Raw genomic sequence first — 19,555 nt, forward strand, 5'->3', positions numbered from 1 at the left:
TGGAGTTCGCCCGCGCCGAGAACGCCACCCAGCTCGTCCTCGGCGCGAGCCGGCGCGGACGCCTGGAGCGGTTCCTGACCGGCCTCGGCACGGGGGAGACCGTCGTGGCCCTCTCCGGCGACATCGACGTCCACCGGGTCACGCACGAGCAGGCCGGCCGCGGCACCCTGCTGCCCTCCCGGCGCCGTACCCTCTCCACGTCCCGGCGGATCGCGGGGCCGGTCGCCGGACTGGTGCTGCCGTGCCTGCTGACCGTCGTCCTGGCCCAGGTGCGCGGGACCCTGAACCTCACCAGCGAGGCCCTGCTGTTCCTGCTCGCGGTGGTGGGCGTGGCCTGCATCGGCGGCGTGACCTCCGCGGTGATCGCCTCCGTCATGGCGTCCCTGCTGCTGAACTACTGGTTCATCCCGCCGATCGGCCACTTCACCCTGAACGATCCCAACGAGCTGATCGCGGTGGGCGTCTTCGCCGTGGTGGCCGCGACGGTGGCCGCCGTCGTCGACCGTTCCCTGCGCCTGTCGCGCCGCGCCGCCCGCGCCACCGCCGAGGCCGAGACCATGTCCTCGCTCGCGGGCAGCATCGTGCGCGGCGGCCAGACCATCCCGGCGCTGCTGGAGCGGACCCGGGAGACCTTCGGCATGGAGTGCGCGGAGCTGGCCGACGCGCCGCCCGACGCCGACGGGGCGACGGTGGTCCCGGCCGGCCCCGGCGGCCACCTGGTCCTGCGCGGCCGCGGCCTGTCGTCCTCCGAGCGGCGCGTCCTGGCCGCCTTCGCCGCGCACATGGGCTCCGCGGTGGAGCGGGCGCGGCTCGCCGAGGCCGCCGCCGAGATAGAGCCGGTACGCGCCGCCGACCGTATGCGTACGGCGCTGCTGCGGGCCGTCGGCCACGACCTGCGCACGCCGCTCGCCGCGGGCTGGGCGGCCGTCACCTCGCTGCGCAGCCGTGACGTCGAGTTCTCCGCCGAGGACCGCGACGAACTCCTCGCCACCGCCGACGAGTCGATGGCCCGGCTCAACCGCCTGGTCGAGAACCTCCTCGACCTCAGCCGTCTGGAGGCGGGCGTGCTGAAGCTCAACCTACGGGCCACCGCGCTCGAGGAGGTGCTGCCGGCCGCACTGGCCGACACCCCCGACGTCGAGGTCAGGAGCATGGAGGAGATCCCCGAGATCCTGGCCGACCCGCCGCTGCTGGAGCGGGTGATCGCCAACCTGGCGGGGAACGCCGCCCGCCACACGCCGCCCGGGTCCAAGGTGCTGGTGACCGCCAGCGTGCTCGCCGGACGGGCCGAACTGCGCGTCGTGGACCGGGGTCCGGGGCTTCCGCGGACGGGCCGGGAGCGCCTCTTCGAGCCCTTCCAGCGGCTCGGCGACACCGACAACTCGGCCGGCCTCGGCCTGGGGCTGGCACTGGCCCGCGGCCTGACCGAGGCCATGGACGGCACGATCACCCCCGAGGACACGCCGGGCGGCGGACTGACGATGGTGGTGTCGCTGCCCCTGGCCGACCACGCGGAACACGACTCCCGCACCGATGGACGGCACCACCCGTCGGCTGACGGCGGTTCCGGTGCGCCGGGACTGCACGTCAGTCCAGGCCCGAGAGCCTGAATACCGTCAGCGCCGTTTCCCGCTCGACCCGCGCCGAGAGCTGCTCCAGCGCGGTGGCCCCGCACAGCAGCGAGCCCAGTTCCAGCGACGTACGGGCGTCCTCGTGCACGCGGTGCCAGAGGGCGGGATTGTCCACGAGGAGCCGGGGATCGAGTTCGACGCGCTCCCCGAGGGCGTCCTTGAGCACCAGCCGCTGGGCGACGCCGTCGAGCGTCCGTACCGAGACCAGCAGATCGGTGCGGACCCTGCGGGTGCGCAGCAGGCGCCGCGAGGTCAGCCAGCCCTCGCCGGCACGGATGCGCTCGGGGCAGAGCACGAGGAAGAGCAGCAGCGCGAGTGTCGACCACAGGGCGCCGCGCGCGAGGGTCAGGGTGCCCGCTCCCCAGTCGATCAGGAGCAGCAGGCCGAGGAGAACGGCCGCGCAGCGGATCGCGCTCAACAGGTCACCCGCCCAGTGGCGGTCCTGAACCGTTCGCCCGAAGTCCGCCGCGGAGCCCTCGTGTTGTGCCATACGTGCAGACGCTAGAGACCGCGGGACGGGGAGCCGCGGACCTTGACGCGCCCCATACGGCCCCGCGTCCCTTCTTGACGCCGACGCAGCGGCCGGACCCGGGTCCCACCACGTCAAGGACGGGTCAGCGACGGCAGTCCGTTCCGAGCATCGAGCCAGGTGCCGTCGTCGCGCACGCCGTGCGCAAGGAGACGGATGCGGTGATCTGCCGGCTGCGGTTCCGCCTCTCCTGACCCGGACCGCTTGTGACCTGCGGCGATCGTGCCACCGTAAGAGTTACGTCAAAGGCGCGCCGTGCGCCGTATGGGACCCGTCAACGGTGCTCGATTCCGGCCACGAAGGCTGTTTCCTCTAACCGTCCCCGTCCAACCGAACCTCACTCCAGGAGTTCACGATGGCCGATCTGGCCTTCGTCGTCACCACGATCGTGTGTTTCGTTCTGGTGGCCCTCGTCGCCAAGGGGGTGACCAAGCTGTGACCGCCGAGAACATCGTCGGCCTCGTCGTGGCCGTCGCCCTGCTGGGCTATCTCGTCCTCGCCCTGATCTTCCCGGAGAGGTTCTGAGTCACGACATGGGTCCCGTACTCGCAGGCGTCCTCCAGCTGCTCGCCCTCATGGGCGCGCTGGCTCTCGTCCACGTTCCGCTCGGCAACTACATGGCCGGGGTCTACTCCTCCGACAAGCACTGGCGGGTCGAGAAGTGGGTCTACAAGGGCATCGGCGCCAACCCCGACACCGAGATGCGCTGGCCCGCGTACCTGCGCGGCGTCCTCGCCTTCTCGGCCGTCAGCGTCCTCTTCCTCTACCTGCTGCAGCGCGTCCAGGGCGTGCTGCCCCTCTCGCTCGGCTTCAAGGCCATCGACCCGGACCAGGCGTTCAACACCGCCGCGTCCTTCGTGACCAACACCAACTGGCAGTCGTACTACGGCGAGCAGGCCATGGGCCACGTCGTGCAGACCGCCGGTCTGGCCGTCCAGAACTTCGTCTCGGCGGCCGTCGGCATCGCCGTCGCGGTGGCGCTGGTGCGCGGCTTCGCGCGCTCGCGCACCGGTGAGCTGGGCAACTTCTGGGCCGACCTGGTGCGCGGTGTGATCCGCATCCTGGTCCCGGGCGCCGCGATCGCCGCGGTCGTCCTGGTCGCCTGCGGCGCCATTCAGAACTTCTCCGGCATCCACGAGGTCGGCCAGTTCATGGGCGGCTCCCAGCAGTGGAACGGCGGCGCGGTCGCCTCCCAGGAAGCCATCAAGGAGCTGGGCACCAACGGCGGCGGCTACTTCAACGCCAACAGCGCCCACCCCTTCGAGAACCCCACGCCGTTCACGAACCTCTTCGAGATCTTCCTGCTGCTGGTCGTCCCGTTCTCCCTGACCCGCACGTTCGGCGTCATGGTGGGCTCGGTCAAGCAGGGCTACGCGATCCTCGCGACCATGGCCACCATCTGGGTCGGCTTCGTCTCCCTGATGATGTGGACCGAATTCGCCCACCACGGACCGGCGTTCGAGCTCGCCCGTGGCGCGATGGAGGGCAAGGAGGTCCGTTTCGGCGTCGGCTCCTCGTCGATCTTCGCGGTGTCGACCACCCTCACCTCCACCGGTGCGGTGGACTCCTTCCACTCCTCGTTCACCGGCCTCGGCGGCGGCATCACCATGCTCGGCATGATGCTGGGCGAGATCGCGCCCGGCGGTACCGGCTCCGGCCTCTACGGCATGCTGATCATGGCGATCATCGCGGTGTTCATCGCCGGCCTGATGGTCGGCCGTACGCCCGAGTACCTGGGCAAGAAGATCGGGTCCCGCGAGATCAAGCTGGCGGCCTGCTACATCCTGATCACACCGGCGCTGGTCCTGGTCTTCACGGCCTTCGCCATGGCGCTGCCGACTCCGGCCCACTCGATGACGAACTCCGGGGCGCACGGCTTCTCCGAGATCCTCTACGCCTACACGTCCGGCGCCAACAACAACGGCTCGGCGTTCGCCGGCCTGAACGCCGACACGCAGTGGTTCAACAGCACGATCGGTCTGGCGATGCTGTTCGGCCGCTTCCTGCCCATGGTGTTCGTGCTGGCGCTGGCCGGCTCGCTCGGCGAGCAGAAGCCGGTCCCGGCCACGGCGGGCACGCTGCGCACCGAGAAACCGCTGTTCACCGGCCTGCTGGTGGGCGCGATCCTGATCATCACCGGTCTGACGTACTTCCCGGCGCTCGCGCTGGGCCCGCTGGCCGAGGGGCTGGCGTCATGACCACTCGTACAGAAAACCAAGAGGACTCGATGTCCACTGCCACTCCGACCCGGGCGCCGCACAGCGACGTACCCACCGGGCACAAGCCCGCCGAAGGACGCGTCGGCGCGGGCCTGTTCGACCCCAAGCAGCTCCTCAGGTCGCTGCCGGACGCCTTCCGCAAGCTCGACCCACGGGTGATGGTCAAGTCGCCCGTGATGTTCGTGGTGTGGATCGGCTCGGTGCTGACCACCGTGTTCTCCTTCAAGGACCCGGGCGACTGGTTCGGCTGGACGATCAGCGCCTGGCTGTGGCTGACGGTGGTCTTCGCCAACCTCGCCGAGGCCGTCGCCGAGGGCCGCGGCAAGGCGCAGGCCGACACGCTGCGCAAGGCCAAGACCGACACGGTGGCCCGGCGGCTCGTCGGTGAGCGTGAGGAGCAGGTGCCGGGCACCGACCTGAAGATCGGCGACCTGGTCGTCTGCGAGGCCGGCGACGTCATCCCCGGGGACGGCGACGTCGTCGAGGGGGTCGCCTCGGTGGACGAGTCGGCGATCACCGGCGAGTCGGCCCCCGTCATCCGGGAGTCCGGCGGCGACCGGTCGGCCGTCACCGGCGGTACCAAGGTCCTCTCCGACCGCATCGTCATCAAGATCACGACGAAGCCCGGCGAGACCTTCATCGACCGGATGATCAACCTGGTCGAGGGCGCGGCCCGGCAGAAGACGCCCAACGAGATCGCGCTGAACATCCTGCTCGCCTCGCTGACGATCGTGTTCCTGCTCGCGGTGGCCACCCTGCCGCCCTTCGCGGACTACGCGGGCACGCACCTGACGATGGTCGTGCTGGTGGCGCTGCTGGTCTGCCTGATCCCGACGACGATCGGCGCGCTGCTCTCCGCCATCGGCATCGCGGGCATGGACCGTCTCGTCCAGCGCAACGTCCTCGCCATGTCCGGCAGGGCGGTCGAAGCCGCCGGTGACGTGTCGACCCTGCTGCTCGACAAGACGGGCACCATCACCCTCGGCAACCGTCAGGCCGCCGAGTTCCTGCCGGTGCGCGGCACCACCGAGGCCGAGGTCGCGGACGCCGCCCAGCTGTCGTCGCTCGCCGACGAGACGCCCGAGGGGCGCTCCGTCGTCGTCCTGGCGAAGGAGAGGTACGGCCTGCGCGAGCGCCACCAGGGCGAGCTCGGGGGCGCCGAGTGGATCGCCTTCACCGCCCAGACCCGCATGTCGGGCGTGGACGTCGACGGCCGCAGGATCCGTAAGGGCGCGGCCGGTTCGGTCGTCGCCTGGGTCCAGGAGGAGGACGGCACGGTCGCCGAGGACGCGGACGGCATAGCCAACCGCATCTCCGAGGCGGGCGGTACGCCGCTCCTGGTCGCCGTCAAGGACGACCGGGGCGCCCGGGTGCTGGGTGTCATCCACCTCAAGGACGTCGTCAAGGACGGCATGCGCGAGCGGTTCGACGAGCTGCGCCGCATGGGCATCAAGACCGTCATGATCACGGGTGACAACCCGCTGACGGCCAAGGCGATCGCCGAGGAGGCGGGCGTCGACGACTTCCTCGCGGAGGCCACTCCCGAGGACAAGATGGCGCTGATCAAGCGGGAGCAGGCGGGCGGCAAGCTCGTCGCGATGACCGGTGACGGCACCAACGACGCGCCCGCGCTGGCCCAGGCGGACGTCGGCGTCGCGATGAACACCGGCACGTCGGCCGCCAAGGAGGCCGGCAACATGGTCGACCTCGACTCCAACCCGACCAAGCTCATCGAGATCGTCGAGATCGGCAAGCAACTCCTGATCACCCGGGGCGCGTTGACGACGTTCTCCATCGCCAACGACGTCGCGAAGTACTTCGCGATCATCCCGGCGCTGTTCGCGGCGGTCTACCCGGGTCTGGACAAGCTCAACATCATGGGCCTGTCCTCGCCGGACTCCGCGATCCTCTCGGCGGTCGTCTTCAACGCGCTGATCATCATCGCACTGGTGCCGCTGTCCCTGAAGGGCGTGCAGTACCGGCCGGTGAGCGCGGACAAGATGCTGCGGCGCAACCTCACGATCTACGGCATCGGCGGCCTGGTCGCGCCGTTCCTCGGTATCAAGCTCATCGACCTGCTCATCTCCCTCATCCCCGGAATCGGCTGATCGCCATGAACAACTCCGTGACCAACACCGCCCGGTTGCTCGGGGCGGGCCTGCGCGCCCTCCTCGTGCTGACCCTGGTGACCGGCGTCATCTACCCGCTGGTCGTCACCGGCATCGCGCAGGGGCTGTTCCACGGCAGGGCGAACGGCTCCGAGATCAAGTACGAGGGCAAGGTCGTCGGCTCCTCGCTGATCGGCCAACAGGGCTACAGCCTCCGGTACTTCCAGCCGCGCCCGGCCAACGGGCTCGGTGAGAACTCGGTCAACACCCAGTACAAGCTGATCCTTTCCGGCGCCACGAACCGCTCCGGCGACAACCCGGACCTTCTCAAGTGGGTGAAGGAGGCGAAGGCGAAGGTCGTCAAGGACAACTCCGTGCCCGGCTACACGGTCAAGGCCTCCCAGGTCCCCGCCGACGCGGTCACCTCCTCGGGCTCCGGCCTGGACCCGGACATCTCCCCCCAGTACGCCGAGCTGCAGGTGCACCGGGTGGCCGAGCGCAACGGCCTGTCCGTCGCCCAGGTGGCGCGGCTTGTCAGGGACCATACCGACAGCCGCACCCTCGGCTTCATCGGCGAACCCCGGGTCAACGTCCTGGAGCTCAACATCGCGCTCAAGGCCCTCATGGCCAAGAGCTGATGGCGTTACGTGAACCGAGCGTGAGCCGGCCACCGGATCCGTCCGGATCGGCCGGCTCACGCAGCCGTGAAGAAGGGCGTTCACCCATGACGAGGGTGCTGGTGGTGGAGGACGACCCGCAGCTGGTGCGGGCCCTCGTGATCAACATGCAGGTGCGCCGGTACGGGGTGGACGCCGCCCCCGACGGAGCCACGGCCCTCCGGCTGGCCGCCGCACGCCGGCCGGACGTGGTGATACTCGACCTCGGACTGCCCGACATGGACGGCGTCGACGTCCTCAGGGCCCTGCGCGGCTGGAGCCGGGTCCCGGTGCTGGTGCTGTCCGCACGCCAGGCCTCCGACGAGAAGGTGGCGGCGCTCGACGCGGGCGCCGACGACTACATCACCAAGCCCTTCAGCATGGACGAGCTGATGGCCCGGCTGCGCGCCGCCGTCCGCCGCGTCGAGAACACGCCGCTCGCCCCCGAGGTGACGCTCGTGGAGACAGCGGAGTTCACCGTCGACCTGCCGGCCAAGAAGGTGGTGCGCGGCGGGCACGACGTACGGCTCACCCCGACGGAATGGCACCTGCTGGAGATCCTGATCACCAACCCCGGCCGGCTCGTCACCCAGAAGTACCTGCTCCAGGAGGTCTGGGGGGTCTCCCAGAGCAACAAGACCAACTATCTCCGTGTCTACATGGCCCAGCTGCGCCGCAAGTTGGAGACGGACCCCTCGCACCCCCGCCACCTCATCACCGAACCCGGCATGGGGTACCGCTTCGAAGGGTGAACAGGGCACGCGGCGGCGCGGGCACCGGACGGTCACGCGTCCGGTCCCAGCGGCTCCTTCTCCCTGAGCACGTGCCGGACGTCCAGCCGCAGCCGCCAGGCGTTGCGCCGGTGCACGGCCGTCCACGCGGACTCCAGCGGGGACGGCGGCACCGCGAGGACCGGGCAGCAGGCGTGGGCCAGGCAGTGGCGCACCACCGACGGGGCGAAGGCGCGGTGCAGCAGGCCGCGGCGCCCTGCGCCGACGACCAGCAGGTCACTCGCGCGGTCCGCGGTCTCGACCAGGGCGCGGCCCGGGGTGCCCCGGACGACGAGCGCGCTCATCGGAACACCTGGACCGGCGTCGCCGAAAACCTCGTCGAGCGCGGTCAACAGCCGCTCCCGGGCGAGGCGTTGCCACTCGTTCGTCATCAGCGCCGAGGCGGGCGACCGGCGTGCGGCGAGTTCCCCGCCCGGCGGCTCCCAGGCCAGTACGGGCCACAGCCAGGCGCCTCGGTGCCGGGCCTCCCGTGCGGCATGGCACAGCGCGGTGAGACTGCCCAGGGAACCGCTCACACCCACCACGACCCGGGCGGGCAGGGGGCCGGAATCGGACATGGCTCCACCGTTCTCCGTACGTTCGCCGCACGTTCCTCGGCTCACGCCCGCGGACGGACTCGCACGGGCTCCGCCGTCCATCCCACTCCTGGTCCACGACCCGCAGCCACCCCCCGCGCCGTTTCTTGGCACCCTTCTGACGGCACGTCTGCGCCTCGGTCGGCCGCCGCGTCAGCATCGCGTCAGCGTCCGCCCGATCGCCGTCAGCATCGCGTCATGGGACGGCCGGAACCCCCGGTGACCGGGCATAGCGTCGAGGGCGAGCCCCGGCCCGCCTCCCCGCGGCCGGGGCGTTCGAGCCCCCCTCACCCGCATCCTCCGGGAGAACCCATGACAGACATCCTGTGCGGCGAAGACCCCGAGCCCGCCGAACGAACCCCGGCCGGGCCGCTGTTCGTTCCGGTCCGGCCGGGGCCCTCGGGCTGCACGGCCCGGCTCTTCCGCACGCCCCTCGGCGAGCGCACGGCCGTCGCCTTCACCTCCGTACGCCATCTGACCGCGATCCTCGGCCCCGACCAGGGGTGGATCAGGCTGGCCGAGCCCGCGCTGCGTGCGCTGACCGCGCCGCTAGGCGTCACCCGGCTCACGCTGGACCCCCAGTTCTCGGCGCCGGCACCCGCACCGGACGCACCCGCACCGGAACCGGCACCCGCAAGGGAACCCGCACCCGTAAAGAAGACCGCACCCGCGAAAGTACCCGCACCCGCGCTCGCACTGCGGATCGGCTGAGGGGAGAGCACACGATGACCACCCTCCACGAACCCGCCGTCAGCCCCGCCGGCACTCCCGCCCCCGGCGCCCTGCCGCTGTGGCCCGCCTCCACCACCGAGCCGCACGCGGGCGCCCTGGCCGTGGGCGGTGTGCCGCTCACCGAGGTCGCCGACCGCTTCGGCACGCCGGTCTACGTCCTCGACGAGGACGAGGTCCGCGAGCGCTGCCGCACCTACCGGCAGGCGTTCCCCGAGGCCGAAGTCCTTTACGCGGCAAAGGCGTTCCTGTGCCGGGCCATGGTCCACTGGATGGACGAGGAGGGCCTCGGGCTCGACGTCTGCTCGGCCGGCGAGCTCGAACTCGCGGTCGCCACCGGCTTCCCGCCCGAGCGCGTCGTCCTGCACGGCAACGCCAAGTCCCCGCGCGACCTGGAGACCGCGCTGCGCCTCGGCGTGGGCCGGGTCGTCATCGACAGCCCCTCCGAGATCGCGCGTCTGGCGGCCGCGGTCGGCCCAGGCGGCCACCAGAAGGTCATGGTCCGGGTGGTGCCCGGCATCGGCGCCGGCGGCCACGAGAAGATCCGCACCGGCACCGAGGACCAGAAGTTCGGCCTGTCGATCTCCGACGGCTACGCCCAGCACGCCATCGCCCGGATCCTGGACCAGCCGCAGCTCGAACTGACCGGTCTGCACTGCCACCTGGGCTCGCAGATCAGCACGGTCAAGCCCTATCTCGCCGCCGTACGGCGCATGGTGGGCCTGATGGCGCGGCTGCACGAGCAGCACGGACTGGTGCTGCCCGAACTCGACCTCGGCGGCGGCCACGGCATCGCCTACCGCCCCGGCGACGAGGCCCTGGACCTGACGACCCTCGCCCGCAAGGTCCGCACCGAGCTCGCCGAAGCCTGCGCCTCGGCCGGGCTGCCCGTGCCGCGCCTGATCATCGAACCCGGCCGGGCCGTCGTGGGACCGGCCGGCGTCGCCGTCTACCACGTCCTCGCCGTCAAGCGCACCGGCGAGCGCACGTTCGTAGCCGTCGACGGCGGCATGAGCGACAACCCGCGGCCCGCGCTCTACGGCGTGCGGTACGCGCCCCGGCTGATCGGCCGGCCCGGCACGGCACCCCTGGCGGCGGTGACCGTGGTCGGCCGGCACTGCGAGGCCGGCGACGTCCTGGCCGAGTGCGAACTGCCCGCCGACGTCCGGCCCGGAGACCTGATCGCGGTCCCGGTCGCCGGGGCCTACCACCTGTCCATGGCCTCGACGTACAACCTCGTCGGCCGGCCGCCGGTCGCCGCCGTGCACGCGGGCCAGGCCCGGCTCCTGGTACGGCGCGAGTCCCTGGAGGACATCCGCAGCCGTGACGTAGGGATCTAGCCGCGCCTTCGGGCGGAGTCCCGAAAAATTTCGAAGTCGTCGGCGAACCTTCCGGAAGGGTGTCCGACGGACCGTCATCGAAGATGTCCACCCCGACTGTGCTTCTGCCGAGTCGGGGTGGACTGCTGTCCGGCCCCTCCAGATTTACCGTGCACAGGGGGTTGCCGCCGTTTGGGAGCTATCTCTAGGGTGCGGCAACAACGCATCTTTCTGGATCTCCTTCGAAACTTTCGGTCCCGCGGGGCGGTCGTGGACGCGCCGTCCCTACCCCGAGGAGTACGAGATGGGCGACCGAGCACTGTCCCGCCGCGGCTTTCTGGCGGCCTCCGCCGCGGCCGGCCTGGGCATGACGGCACTGAGCGGCTGCGGCGGCGACTCGGACGGAGGATCGTCGAACGGGACGACCACGATCGAGTGGTGGAACATCTCCACCACGGAACCCACCAAGACCGTATGGGCCGGCCTCGCCAAGAAGTTCGAGGCGCAGAACCCCAAGGTGAAGCTGAAGATCACCCAGCTGGAGAACGACGCCTACAAGTCGAAGATGACGGCGCTGACCGCCTCCGGGAAGCTCCCGGACATCTTCCACACCTGGGGCGGCGGCGTACTGCAGCAGCAGGTGGACGCCGGGCTCGTCGAAGACCTGACCGACCGGACCAAGCCGTGGGCCGACGGCCTGCTGTCGGTCGCGAAGCAGCCGTATCTCATCGACGACAAGACGTACGGCATCCCGTTCGACATCGGCATGATCGGGTTCTGGTACAACAAGGCGCTCTTCACGCAGGCCGGCATCGGCGAGCCGCCCACCACCTGGAGCGGCTTCCTCGACGCCGTGAGGAAGCTGAAGGCGAAGAACATCACGCCCATCGCCCTGGCCGGAAAGGAGAAGTGGCCGGGCATGTACTACTGGGCGTACCTCGCCATGCGCACCGCCGGCATCGAGGAGCTCAAGAAGGCCAACGACAACAAGGACTTCACCGCCCCGGGCCTGGTCCAGGCCGGACAGCATCTCGAGGACCTGGTCAAACTCCAGCCGTTCCAGAAGGGGTTCCTCGGGGCCGCCTACTCCACGCCCACCGGACAGGCCGCCACGATGGGCAACGGCAAGGCGGCCATGGAGCTCATGGGCCAGTGGGCGCCGGTCGTCGAGGCCGACTCGGGCAAGGGCCTCGGCTCCGACCTCGGCTTCTTCCCCTTCCCGGCCGTCGAGGGCGGAAAGGGCGCGCTCACCGAGGTGTTCGGTGGTGGCGGCGGGCACGCCCTGCGCAAGGGCGCCCCGCAGGCGGCCGTCGACTTCCTTAAGTTCTTCGCCTCCGAGGCCACCGACCTGGAGCTGGTCAAGAAGACCAACACCCTCCCGGTGGTGCCCGGCGCGGAGAAGGCCCTGTCCGACCCCAACACCAAGGCCGTACAGGCGCAGTTGAAGGGCGCCACCGGCTTCCAGCTCTACCTCGACCAGGCCTACGATCCCGCGGTCGGCCAGGAGGTCAACGACAGCGTCGCCGCGCTCATCGCCGGGTCCAAGTCCCCCGAGCAGGTCACGCAGTCGATCACCAAGACCGCGAAGGAAGCGTAGTCACCTGCGATGACCTCGACCTTCCTTCCGGACAAGCGGACGGGTCCCGGTGTCGCCGTCCCGTCCCCGGCCGCCGGGTCGGCCCGGGGACGGGCGCGCCGGCGCCTGGTGAACTGGCTGACCGCGGTGGGCTTCCAGGTGCCCGCGCTGGTGCTGTTCATCGGGCTGGTGCTGCTGCCGATGCTGTTCGCCCTCTACGCGGCCTTCTTCCGCTGGGGCGGCTTCGGCATGCCCTCCGAGTACATCGGCGGCGACAACTTCACGCGCCTCTTCCAGGACGACGTCTTCCTCGGCGACCTGTGGCGCTGTCTGCTGCTGGTGCTGCTCTCGCTCGCGCTGCAGCTGCCGTTCGCGCTCGCCATGGCCGTCGCCCTCAACCAGCGGCTGCGCGGCCGGGCCGTCTACCGGATGCTGTTCTTCGCACCGTACGTCCTGTCCGAGGCCATCACCGGCGTGCTGTTCAGCATGGTCTTCGCCCCGGGCGACGGCCTCGCCGACCACGTCCTCGGCGCCATCGGCCTGGACGGCCTCGGCGGTGAGTGGTTCGCCGACCCCTCCTGGGTCATGGCGAGCCTCTTCCTCGTCATGACCTGGAAGTACTTCGGCTTCCACATGATGCTCTACCTGGCCGGACTCCAGTCCATCCCGGCCGAGTTGAAGGAGGCGGCGCTGATCGACGGCGCCAACCCCTGGCAGCGCTTCCGCAACGTCACCCTGCCGCTGCTCGCGCCCACCCTGCGCATCAGCGTCTTCCTCTCGGTCATCGGGTCGATCCAGCTGTTCGACCTGGTGTGGGTGATCACCCAGGGCGGGCCCGACCACCACTCGGAGACGATGGCGGTGACCATGTTCCAGTTCGGCTTCAAGCGCTACCAGGTCGGCTACGCCAGCGCGATCAGCGTGGTCATGTTCGGCATCTGCCTCGTCTTCGCCCTCGCCTACCAGCGGTTCGTGCTCCGCCGCGACCTCGAGGGCGCCACCACGACGATGAGGGGGAACGGCACATGAGGACACTGCGCAAACTGCCCCTGCACGCGGCGCTCGTCGTGGTCGGCGCGGTGATGCTCGTACCCCTGCTGTACGCCGCGCTGTCCGGCTTCAAGTCGACCGACGAGCTCTCCCGCAACCCCTTCGGGCTGCCCGAGCACTGGCTGAGCGGCAACTACACCGGCATCCTCGGCTCGGGCGACTTCTGGCGGCTGCTGGGCAACAGCACGCTGGTCGCGGTGGCGACGACCGTGCTCGTGGTCGCCGTGTCCGCGCTCGCGGCCTTCTCCTTCGCGCGCTTCGCCTTCCGCGGGCGGGAGGTGCTGTTCACCTTCTTCACGATGGGCCTGATGTTTCCCTTCGCGGTGGCCGCCCTGCCGCTGTTCCTGCTCCTGCGCTCGCTGGGCCTGCTGGACAACCCGCTGGGCGTGATCCTCCCGCAGGCCGCCTTCGGGCTGCCGATGACCATCATCATCCTGCGGGGGTTCTTCCGGCAGATCCCCGGCGAGCTGGAGGAGGCGGCCACCCTCGACGGCTGTACGGCGTTCGGATTCTTCTGGCGGGTGCTGCTGCCCATGGCGCGGCCCGCGCTCGGCACGGTCTCCGTGCTGGCGGTGGTCACCAGCTGGAACAACTTCTTCCTGCCGCTGCTGGTGTTCACCGACGCCAAGTGGTGGACGCTGCCCATCGGCGTGCAGCAGTTCCAGGGCCAGTACTCGGCGGACTACGCCCGGGTCTTCGCCTACCTCGTGCTCGCGATGGTCCCCGCCCTCGCCTTCTACTCGGTCGCCGAGCGCCAGCTCGTCGGCGGCCTCACCGCCGGCGCCACCAAGGGATGACGTCCGCCGGCGGCCGTACGACGCCGCGCCCCATACCGTGAGGAGTCGCACCATGCGCACCACCACCCGTCTCAGACTCGCCGGCGCGCTCGCCGCCACCGTGATGGCGGCCGGTCTCGCGGCGGGCCCCGCCGCCCAGGCGAGTCCGAAGCAGCCCACGCTCGCGGAGCTGGCCCAGCGCCACGGCCGCTACTTCGGCAGCGCCACCGACAATCCCGAACTCACCGACGGCGCCTACACCTCCCTGCTGGGCCGCGAGTTCGACATGATCACGCCCGGCAACGGCATGAAGTGGTACGCCACCGAGCCCCAGCAGGGTGTCTTCGACTGGACCAACGGCGACGAGATCGTGAACCTCGCCCGCAGGAACCACCAGCGGGTGCGCGCCCACACCCTCGTCTGGCACAGCCAGCTGCCGGACTGGCTCACGAGCCGCGAGTGGACCGCCGACGAGCTGCGGGCCGTGCTGAAGAACCACATCCGGACGGAGGTACGGCACTACCGCGGCAAGGTCTACTCCTGGGACGTCGTCAACGAGGCGTTCAACGAGGACGGCACCTACCGCGAGACCCTCTGGTACAAGACGCTCGGCCCCGGCTACATCGCCGACGCCCTGCGCTGGGCCCACCAGGCCGACCCGCACGCCAAGCTGTACCTCAACGACTACAACATCGAGGCCGTGGGCCCGAAGTCCGACGCCTACTACCGGCTGGCCCAGGACCTCAAGGCCCGGCACGTCCCGCTCGACGGCATCGGCCTGCAGGCCCATCTCGCCCTGCAGTACGGCTATCCCGCCACCCTGGAGGACAACCTCCGCCGCTTCTCCCGGCTCGGCCTCGACACCGCGCTGACCGAGGTCGACGTGCGCATGCTGCTGCCCGCGGACGGCGCGAAGCTGGCCACGCAGGCCCAGTGGTACGGGGACCTGACCAAGGCGTGTCTCGCGGTACGGCGGTGCGTCGGCATCACGGTGTGGGACTACACCGACAAGTACTCGTGGATCCCGGGGTTCTTCCCCGGGGAGGGCGCGGCCCTGCCGTGGGACGAGCAATTCCGCCCGAAGCCCGCATACTTCGCGATCCGCCAGGCACTCGGAGGCAAGTAGCGGATCACGCGGCGGAATTCCGGAACGCCCCGGGGGTGCAGTGGGGAGCACCGCCGGGGTCCCGGCACCCCCGGTCAGGGCGCCGGGGGTGCCGTACTCGACCGCACCACCAGCCCGTGCCCAGCTCCACGCGCGGGGAGTCCGGCTGCTCGCCGCGGGCCGGGCCCAGCGCAGCACGGACCGCCGGCTTGCCCGTGTCCGCGAGCGGCCGGCGCACGCTGGTGAGCGGGGGGAGCCGACCAGCGGACCTCCGGAAGGTCGTCGAAGCCGACCACGCTCATGTCCTGCGGCACCCTCAGGCCCCGCCGGCGCAGCGCCTCGATCGCGCCGAGGGCCATCCGGTCACCGGCCGCGAAGACGGCGGTCGGCGGTTCGGGCAGATCCGGCAGGGCGTTGCAGCCGGTGAAGCCGGACTCGGGGTGGAAGTCGCCGGGGACGACGAGGCTCGCGTCGGGTGCCGCACCGGCGCCCTCCAGGGCCGCGCGGTGGCCGTCGGGGCGGGCGCGGGAGCACAGCAGCCGGGGCGGGCCCGCGATCAGGCCGATCCTGCGGTGCCCGAGCGACAGCAGGTGCCCGGTGGCCGCCAGACCGCCCGACCAGTTGGCGGCACCGATCGTCGGGACGTCCGGGGGGAGTCGGCCGGGCCGACGACGACCAGCGGGACGCCCAGGGCCCGCAACTCCTCGTGCAGGAGCGGCTCCAGAGCCGAGGTCACGAGGATCACCCCGTCCGAGGCGCGGGCCGCGAGGTTGCGCATCCACTCGCGGGCGGCGCCCGAGCGGCCGTGGACGGCCGGCACCACCGTGCCGACCCCGGCCGCGTGCGCCACCTCCTCGACACCGCGGATGATCTCCACCGGTCAGGGGCGGCCGAGGTCGTCGAAGACGAGGTCGAGCAGCGGCGCGGGTGCTCGGCGAGACGTCGGAACGGCCGTTGACCACGCGGGACACGGTCGGCGCCGGCACTCCCGCCTGCCGGGCGATCTCCGTGATCGTGACCTTGCGGAAGTCCTGCGGGAAGCGGCCGTGGAGGGGAAGGGAGATCACGCACGAGGAGCGGCGATGACCGCGGCACGCACGGAGGACTACGCGGAGTGATGGCCGCCGGACATGCGTCGGGGCCGGCTCGCAGGATGTCTCTGCGACCGGCCCCTCAGATCTCCGGGCGGCGAGGCGCACCGCCCGTCCGCACTCAGGCGGCCGTCATCACCTGGCTGGCGCCCGGCGGGCGGTGCGGCGCGATGATCTGGCCGTCGGGCAGGAGCTCACCGGTGTCCTCGAAGAGCAGAACGCCGTTGCACAGCAGGCTCCAGCCCTGCTCCGGGTGGTGCGCCACGAGTCGGGCGGATTCCCGGTCGGCTGAGTCGGCTGTCGGACACGGTGGCTGGTGCTGGCACATTGATGGGATCTTTCGCTCTGGCGTGATGTGTGAGATGGCTGTCTTGTCTGTTCCGCGGCTTGAAGCTCCGTTCATGGCCGCCCCCCGTGGCGATAATTCGGTCCAGTCCCAGTGTTGCCCCACGGGCGTCGTTCCGCAGGGATTTAGCCGCACCGCTTCTCACAGGTTGAGGACGCGTCACCCGCGCGGACGGTTCAGTCCAACTGCACTGTCACTTCGGGTGGTTCTTGCTGGCCGGATGGGGCTAGTCCGTACTGGTCAGAGAGCCTTATCGGCTCGTACGAGCGTCCGAAAGCTCGTACGAGCGCATAAGTGGACGGGAAAAGGACGTACCCCGCCGTCCGGAATTCCGGGGCGGGGTACGAGAGGCGTCCGCGCGGGATGGATCAGGCGGGCGAGCCCAGCAACGGGGCAGGAGTCACCCGATGGGTCAGCACCGGCAGCAGTTCGGCGACGCGGTGCGGGCGATGGGCCGCGATGCCGGGCGGGGCCGGCGCCAGCGGGACGAGCAGATCCGTCGCGGCGGGGTGGCCGGTGGCTCCGTCCGCGGTGCAGTCCCCGTGCAGCCACAGCGTGAGCATGTAGAGACCGGGTACCGACAGCAGGCGGGGCTGGTACGGCTGCGGCATCGACTCCGCCTGGCGCAGCGCGCGTTCGGTGGAGGTGATGTACGGGCCCTCGAAGAAGCGTGAGAACGCCCAGCCGTCGGGGGTCAGCATGGTGTCCGCCGCGGCCACCGAGCGTTCGCCGCAGCGGATCAGGAAGCGCCACCCGGCCAGCCGGGTGGCGGTCGCGCCCGCGGGGGTCAACCGGTCCAGTACATGGACGGGCAGCGGCAGTTCGGGCGTGGCCGGGGCCTGGGCGTGGAGCAGTGAGGGGGTTCGGGCCTCGCGTACCGCGGTGGGGGAACCGAGCGCGGTGAGAACGGTGCGGAGGGCAGGCGCGGGAGCCGGGGGGACATGCAGCGGCATGGTGGGTCGCCTCTCATTCGACAGGCACGGTGGCGCGAGGGCGGGGCGGGGGCGGACGGCGCTGTCTGCTCACGGAGGCAGAGGGCCGGGTGGCCGGGCCCGGGCACGGAGAACGTGGGTGAGGCCTGCCGCACGTACTCGACGGCAGGTTTCCATGACCGTTGGTGCCCGACACTCTGTCTTGTTCGCGGAGTTTATACGACCTGTGTTCACACAATGTTTCGGCTAGTCGTTTCCGGTGCACTCGACAAGGCTGTATACGGTCGGCGATTCGCGGGGATCCTCCCGATTCTGTTCCGACCGTGCGACGATGACCTCGGAAAACGGCCTGGGAGGGGTCGGCCAATTCTCGTCGGCGTTTTTCACGAGTTCGCGGTGGCCCAGAAACTGCGGCATGTCCATGCCCGGTGAATGTGCCCCCGGTCACGTCCATCAGCGTAGCGCCCGACGGGCGGACGTGGGGACGTTATCGATCGCCGAGGCTGGGCATCATTGCACGTGACCCCGACACCGACGGCCGGGATCTTGGGCCGCACATCCGAGGAGGGACGCTTCGATGGGGGAGAAGGTCGTGGCAGGGCGGTTCGACCTGTCCGATCGGCAGCTCTACCGCGACAAGCTCCGCACGTGCCTGACGGGACTGGAGCGGCTCCTGGCCCAGAAGCGGTTCGACCGTCCGCAGAACCTCATGGGGTTGGAGATCGAGCTGAATCTGACCGGCGGCGACGGCATGCCGAAAATGCTCAATGCTCAGGTCCTGGAACGGATCGCGAGCCGTGATTTCCAAACAGAACTCGCCATGTTCAATCTGGAAGTCAACATAGCCCCCCATCGATTGGGTGGGAGGGTATTCGACCGGCTTGCGGAGGAACTGCGGACGTCACTGGCATATGCCGATCGAAAAGCGGGTGAGCTCGACGCGGGAATCGTGATGATCGGCATTCTGCCGACCCTCGACCGGGACGATCTGATCTCGTCCAATCTTTCCGCCGTCGACCGCTACGCGCTGCTGAACGAGCAGATCGTCGCGGCCCGCGGCGAGGACTTCGTCCTCGACATCGACGGCGTGGAACGCCTCAACTGCACCTCGAAGTCGATCGCGCCGGAAGCCGCGTGCACCTCGGTGCAGCTGCACCTCCAGGTCACCCCGGACCGTTTCGCCGACGTCTGGAACGCCGCGCAGGCCGTGGCCGCCGCCCAGATCGCCGTCGGCGCCAACTCGCCCTTCCTGTTCGGGCGTGAGCTGTGGCGCGAGTCCAGGCCGCCGCTGTTCCAGCAGTCCACGGACACCCGCCCGCCCGAGCTCCAGGCCCAAGGGGTGCGCCCGCGCACCTGGTTCGGCGAGCGGTGGATCTCCTCGGCCCACGACCTCTTCGAGGAGAACCTGCGCTACTTCCCCGCCCTTCTGCCGATCTGCGACGACGAGGACCCGCTGCAGGTCATCGACGAGGGCGGCGTACCCAAGCTGCACGAACTCGTCCTGCACAACGGCACGGTGTACCGCTGGAACCGCCCGGTCTACGGCATCGCCGACGGCGTCCCGCACCTGCGCGTGGAGAACCGCGTGCTGCCCGCCGGACCCACCATCACCGACGTCATCGCCAACGCGGCCTTCTACTACGGCCTGGTGCGCGCCCTCGCCGAGGAGTCCCGGCCCGTGTGGACGCGGCTGCCCTTCGAGGCCGCGGCGGCCAACTTCGACGCCGCCTGCAAGGACGGGATCGCCGCCCGCCTCGAGTGGCCGCGGCGCGGCCGGTACGGCGGCCTCACCCAGGTCGACGCGGTCAGCCTCGTACGCGACGAACTGCTGCCGCTCGCCGAGACGGGCCTGGACGCGTGGGGCGTCGAGCGCGCCGACCGGGATCTGTACCTCGGGGTCATCGAGGAGCGCTGCCGGCGCCGGGCCAACGGCGCCTCCTGGCAGGCGGCGACCTTCCACAAGGCCCTGGAGTCGGGGCTGTCGCGGGATGCCGCGCTGGCCGCCACGACGCGCAGGTACAGCCAGTTGATGCACGTGGGGGACCCGGTGCACACCTGGCCGGTGGGGCTGCCGGAGCCGGTGCCGACGGGGTGAGCGGCGGCCGGCCCGGGGCAGGGCGGC

Annotated in this window: 17 protein-coding genes and 1 pseudogene; 13 read left to right on the top strand and 5 right to left on the bottom strand. The window is 70.5% G+C overall.

The window, feature by feature from the left end; translation table 11 throughout:
- The coding region (locus ACFU97_RS38555) for an ATP-binding protein (protein ID WP_384265913.1) at positions 1-1,610 on the top strand (1,610 nt) is incomplete at its 5' end.
- On the opposite strand, the gene ACFU97_RS38560 is transcribed toward ACFU97_RS38555, so the two are convergent.
- Positions 1,588-2,121 carry a hypothetical protein gene (locus ACFU97_RS38560; RefSeq protein WP_384265915.1) on the bottom strand — a complete coding sequence of 178 codons (534 nt, stop codon included), beginning with the start codon at positions 2,119-2,121 and terminating at the stop codon, positions 1,588-1,590. The two genes, ACFU97_RS38555 and ACFU97_RS38560, sit on opposite strands and share 23 nt — an antisense overlap.
- A 474-nt stretch (positions 2,122-2,595) precedes the next feature.
- Between ACFU97_RS38560 and kdpF the strand changes: the two genes are divergently transcribed.
- From kdpF to ACFU97_RS38585, 5 genes are all read left to right on the top strand, one after another.
- Positions 2,596-2,685 carry a K(+)-transporting ATPase subunit F gene (kdpF, locus tag ACFU97_RS38565; protein ID WP_016434100.1) on the top strand — a complete coding sequence of 30 codons (90 nt, stop codon included), beginning with the start codon at positions 2,596-2,598 and terminating at the stop codon, positions 2,683-2,685.
- An 8-nt stretch (positions 2,686-2,693) separates the two neighbouring features.
- Positions 2,694-4,358, top strand: a complete 1,665-nt coding sequence (kdpA, locus tag ACFU97_RS38570) for a potassium-transporting ATPase subunit KdpA (RefSeq protein ID WP_384265917.1) — start codon at positions 2,694-2,696, stop codon at positions 4,356-4,358.
- Positions 4,355-6,487 carry a potassium-transporting ATPase subunit KdpB gene (gene kdpB, locus ACFU97_RS38575; RefSeq protein WP_384265919.1) on the top strand — a complete coding sequence of 711 codons (2,133 nt, stop codon included), beginning with the start codon at positions 4,355-4,357 and terminating at the stop codon, positions 6,485-6,487. The genes kdpA and kdpB overlap by 4 nt, the downstream gene beginning before the upstream one ends.
- 5 nt (positions 6,488-6,492) lie before the next feature.
- The gene (locus ACFU97_RS38580) at positions 6,493-7,125 is read left to right on the top strand and encodes a potassium-transporting ATPase subunit C (RefSeq protein WP_384265922.1); all 633 of its coding nucleotides are present in this window, start codon (positions 6,493-6,495) and stop codon (positions 7,123-7,125) included.
- 86 nt (positions 7,126-7,211) lie between these two features.
- Positions 7,212-7,895, top strand: coding sequence for a response regulator (locus ACFU97_RS38585; protein WP_384265924.1), 684 nt, complete (start codon positions 7,212-7,214; stop codon positions 7,893-7,895).
- A 32-nt stretch (positions 7,896-7,927) separates the two neighbouring features.
- Here ACFU97_RS38585 and ACFU97_RS38590 read toward each other — a convergent pair whose 3' ends face one another.
- Positions 7,928-8,491, bottom strand: a complete 564-nt coding sequence (locus tag ACFU97_RS38590; protein WP_384265927.1) for a universal stress protein — start codon at positions 8,489-8,491, stop codon at positions 7,928-7,930.
- A gap of 330 nt (positions 8,492-8,821) precedes the next feature.
- Between ACFU97_RS38590 and ACFU97_RS38595 the strand changes: the two genes are divergently transcribed.
- The 6 genes from ACFU97_RS38595 (at position 8,822) to ACFU97_RS38620 (ending at position 15,085) form a co-directional block, all read left to right on the top strand.
- Entirely contained in the window at positions 8,822-9,220 is a 399-nt protein-coding gene (locus ACFU97_RS38595; protein WP_384265929.1) for an SAV_915 family protein, read from the top strand.
- 14 nt (positions 9,221-9,234) lie between these two features.
- On the top strand, positions 9,235-10,578 hold the full coding sequence (gene lysA / locus ACFU97_RS38600; RefSeq protein ID WP_384265932.1) for a diaminopimelate decarboxylase: 1,344 nt from the start codon (positions 9,235-9,237) through the stop codon (positions 10,576-10,578).
- A 283-nt stretch (positions 10,579-10,861) separates the two neighbouring features.
- The gene (locus ACFU97_RS38605; protein ID WP_384265934.1) at positions 10,862-12,154 is read left to right on the top strand and encodes an extracellular solute-binding protein; all 1,293 of its coding nucleotides are present in this window, start codon (positions 10,862-10,864) and stop codon (positions 12,152-12,154) included.
- A gap of 9 nt (positions 12,155-12,163) precedes the next feature.
- Positions 12,164-13,162: a carbohydrate ABC transporter permease gene (locus ACFU97_RS38610; RefSeq protein WP_384265936.1), complete on the top strand. Its 999-nt coding sequence runs from the start codon at positions 12,164-12,166 to the stop codon at positions 13,160-13,162.
- A complete protein-coding gene (locus ACFU97_RS38615; protein ID WP_384265939.1) occupies positions 13,159-13,980 on the top strand; it encodes a carbohydrate ABC transporter permease in 822 nt (273 codons plus the stop codon). Before ACFU97_RS38610 ends, ACFU97_RS38615 begins: the two co-directional genes overlap by 4 nt.
- A gap of 52 nt (positions 13,981-14,032) precedes the next feature.
- Entirely contained in the window at positions 14,033-15,085 is a 1,053-nt protein-coding gene (locus tag ACFU97_RS38620) for an endo-1,4-beta-xylanase (RefSeq protein ID WP_384265942.1), read from the top strand.
- Between the two features lie 74 nt (positions 15,086-15,159).
- Here ACFU97_RS38620 and ACFU97_RS38625 read toward each other — a convergent pair.
- The 3 genes and pseudogenes from ACFU97_RS38625 to ACFU97_RS38635 all read right to left on the bottom strand — a co-directional run bounded on the left by ACFU97_RS38625 (position 15,160) and on the right by ACFU97_RS38635 (position 17,454).
- Positions 15,160-16,128 (bottom strand): annotated as a pseudogene (locus ACFU97_RS38625) (LacI family DNA-binding transcriptional regulator).
- Positions 16,129-16,276: 148 nt separating this feature from the next.
- Complete coding sequence (locus tag ACFU97_RS38630; RefSeq protein WP_108010071.1) at positions 16,277-16,483, bottom strand: DUF5999 family protein; 207 nt, start codon at positions 16,481-16,483, stop codon at positions 16,277-16,279.
- A gap of 386 nt (positions 16,484-16,869) precedes the next feature.
- Complete coding sequence (locus tag ACFU97_RS38635; RefSeq protein WP_384265944.1) at positions 16,870-17,454, bottom strand: hypothetical protein; 585 nt, start codon at positions 17,452-17,454, stop codon at positions 16,870-16,872.
- A 556-nt stretch (positions 17,455-18,010) separates the two neighbouring features.
- Between ACFU97_RS38635 and ACFU97_RS38640 the strand changes: the two genes are divergently transcribed.
- The gene (locus tag ACFU97_RS38640; protein WP_384265946.1) at positions 18,011-19,528 is read left to right on the top strand and encodes a glutamate-cysteine ligase family protein; all 1,518 of its coding nucleotides are present in this window, start codon (positions 18,011-18,013) and stop codon (positions 19,526-19,528) included.
- Positions 19,529-19,555 lie beyond the last annotated feature (27 nt).

Origin of the sequence: Streptomyces sp. NPDC057616 (assembly GCF_042800575.1) — a bacterium.
Lineage (GTDB): Bacteria > Actinomycetota > Actinomycetes > Streptomycetales > Streptomycetaceae > Streptomyces.

What these genes read in the sequence shown, in the direction of transcription:
- ACFU97_RS38560 (WP_384265915.1), bottom strand. Translation starts at nt 2,121, where the DNA reads ATGGCACAACACGAGGGCTCCGCGGCGGACTTCGGGCGAACGGTTCAG.
- kdpA (WP_384265917.1), top strand. Translation starts at nt 2,694, where the DNA reads ATGGGTCCCGTACTCGCAGGCGTCCTCCAGCTGCTCGCCCTCATGGGC.
- kdpB (WP_384265919.1), top strand. Translation starts at nt 4,355, where the DNA reads ATGACCACTCGTACAGAAAACCAAGAGGACTCGATGTCCACTGCCACT.
- ACFU97_RS38580 (WP_384265922.1), top strand. Translation starts at nt 6,493, where the DNA reads ATGAACAACTCCGTGACCAACACCGCCCGGTTGCTCGGGGCGGGCCTG.
- ACFU97_RS38585 (WP_384265924.1), top strand. Translation starts at nt 7,212, where the DNA reads ATGACGAGGGTGCTGGTGGTGGAGGACGACCCGCAGCTGGTGCGGGCC.
- ACFU97_RS38590 (WP_384265927.1), bottom strand. Translation starts at nt 8,491, where the DNA reads ATGTCCGATTCCGGCCCCCTGCCCGCCCGGGTCGTGGTGGGTGTGAGC.
- ACFU97_RS38595 (WP_384265929.1), top strand. Translation starts at nt 8,822, where the DNA reads ATGACAGACATCCTGTGCGGCGAAGACCCCGAGCCCGCCGAACGAACC.
- lysA (WP_384265932.1), top strand. Translation starts at nt 9,235, where the DNA reads ATGACCACCCTCCACGAACCCGCCGTCAGCCCCGCCGGCACTCCCGCC.
- ACFU97_RS38605 (WP_384265934.1), top strand. Translation starts at nt 10,862, where the DNA reads ATGGGCGACCGAGCACTGTCCCGCCGCGGCTTTCTGGCGGCCTCCGCC.
- ACFU97_RS38610 (WP_384265936.1), top strand. Translation starts at nt 12,164, where the DNA reads ATGACCTCGACCTTCCTTCCGGACAAGCGGACGGGTCCCGGTGTCGCC.
- ACFU97_RS38615 (WP_384265939.1), top strand. Translation starts at nt 13,159, where the DNA reads ATGAGGACACTGCGCAAACTGCCCCTGCACGCGGCGCTCGTCGTGGTC.
- ACFU97_RS38620 (WP_384265942.1), top strand. Translation starts at nt 14,033, where the DNA reads ATGCGCACCACCACCCGTCTCAGACTCGCCGGCGCGCTCGCCGCCACC.
- ACFU97_RS38630 (WP_108010071.1), bottom strand. Translation starts at nt 16,483, where the DNA reads ATGTGCCAGCACCAGCCACCGTGTCCGACAGCCGACTCAGCCGACCGG.
- ACFU97_RS38635 (WP_384265944.1), bottom strand. Translation starts at nt 17,454, where the DNA reads ATGCCGCTGCATGTCCCCCCGGCTCCCGCGCCTGCCCTCCGCACCGTT.
- ACFU97_RS38640 (WP_384265946.1), top strand. Translation starts at nt 18,011, where the DNA reads ATGGGGGAGAAGGTCGTGGCAGGGCGGTTCGACCTGTCCGATCGGCAG.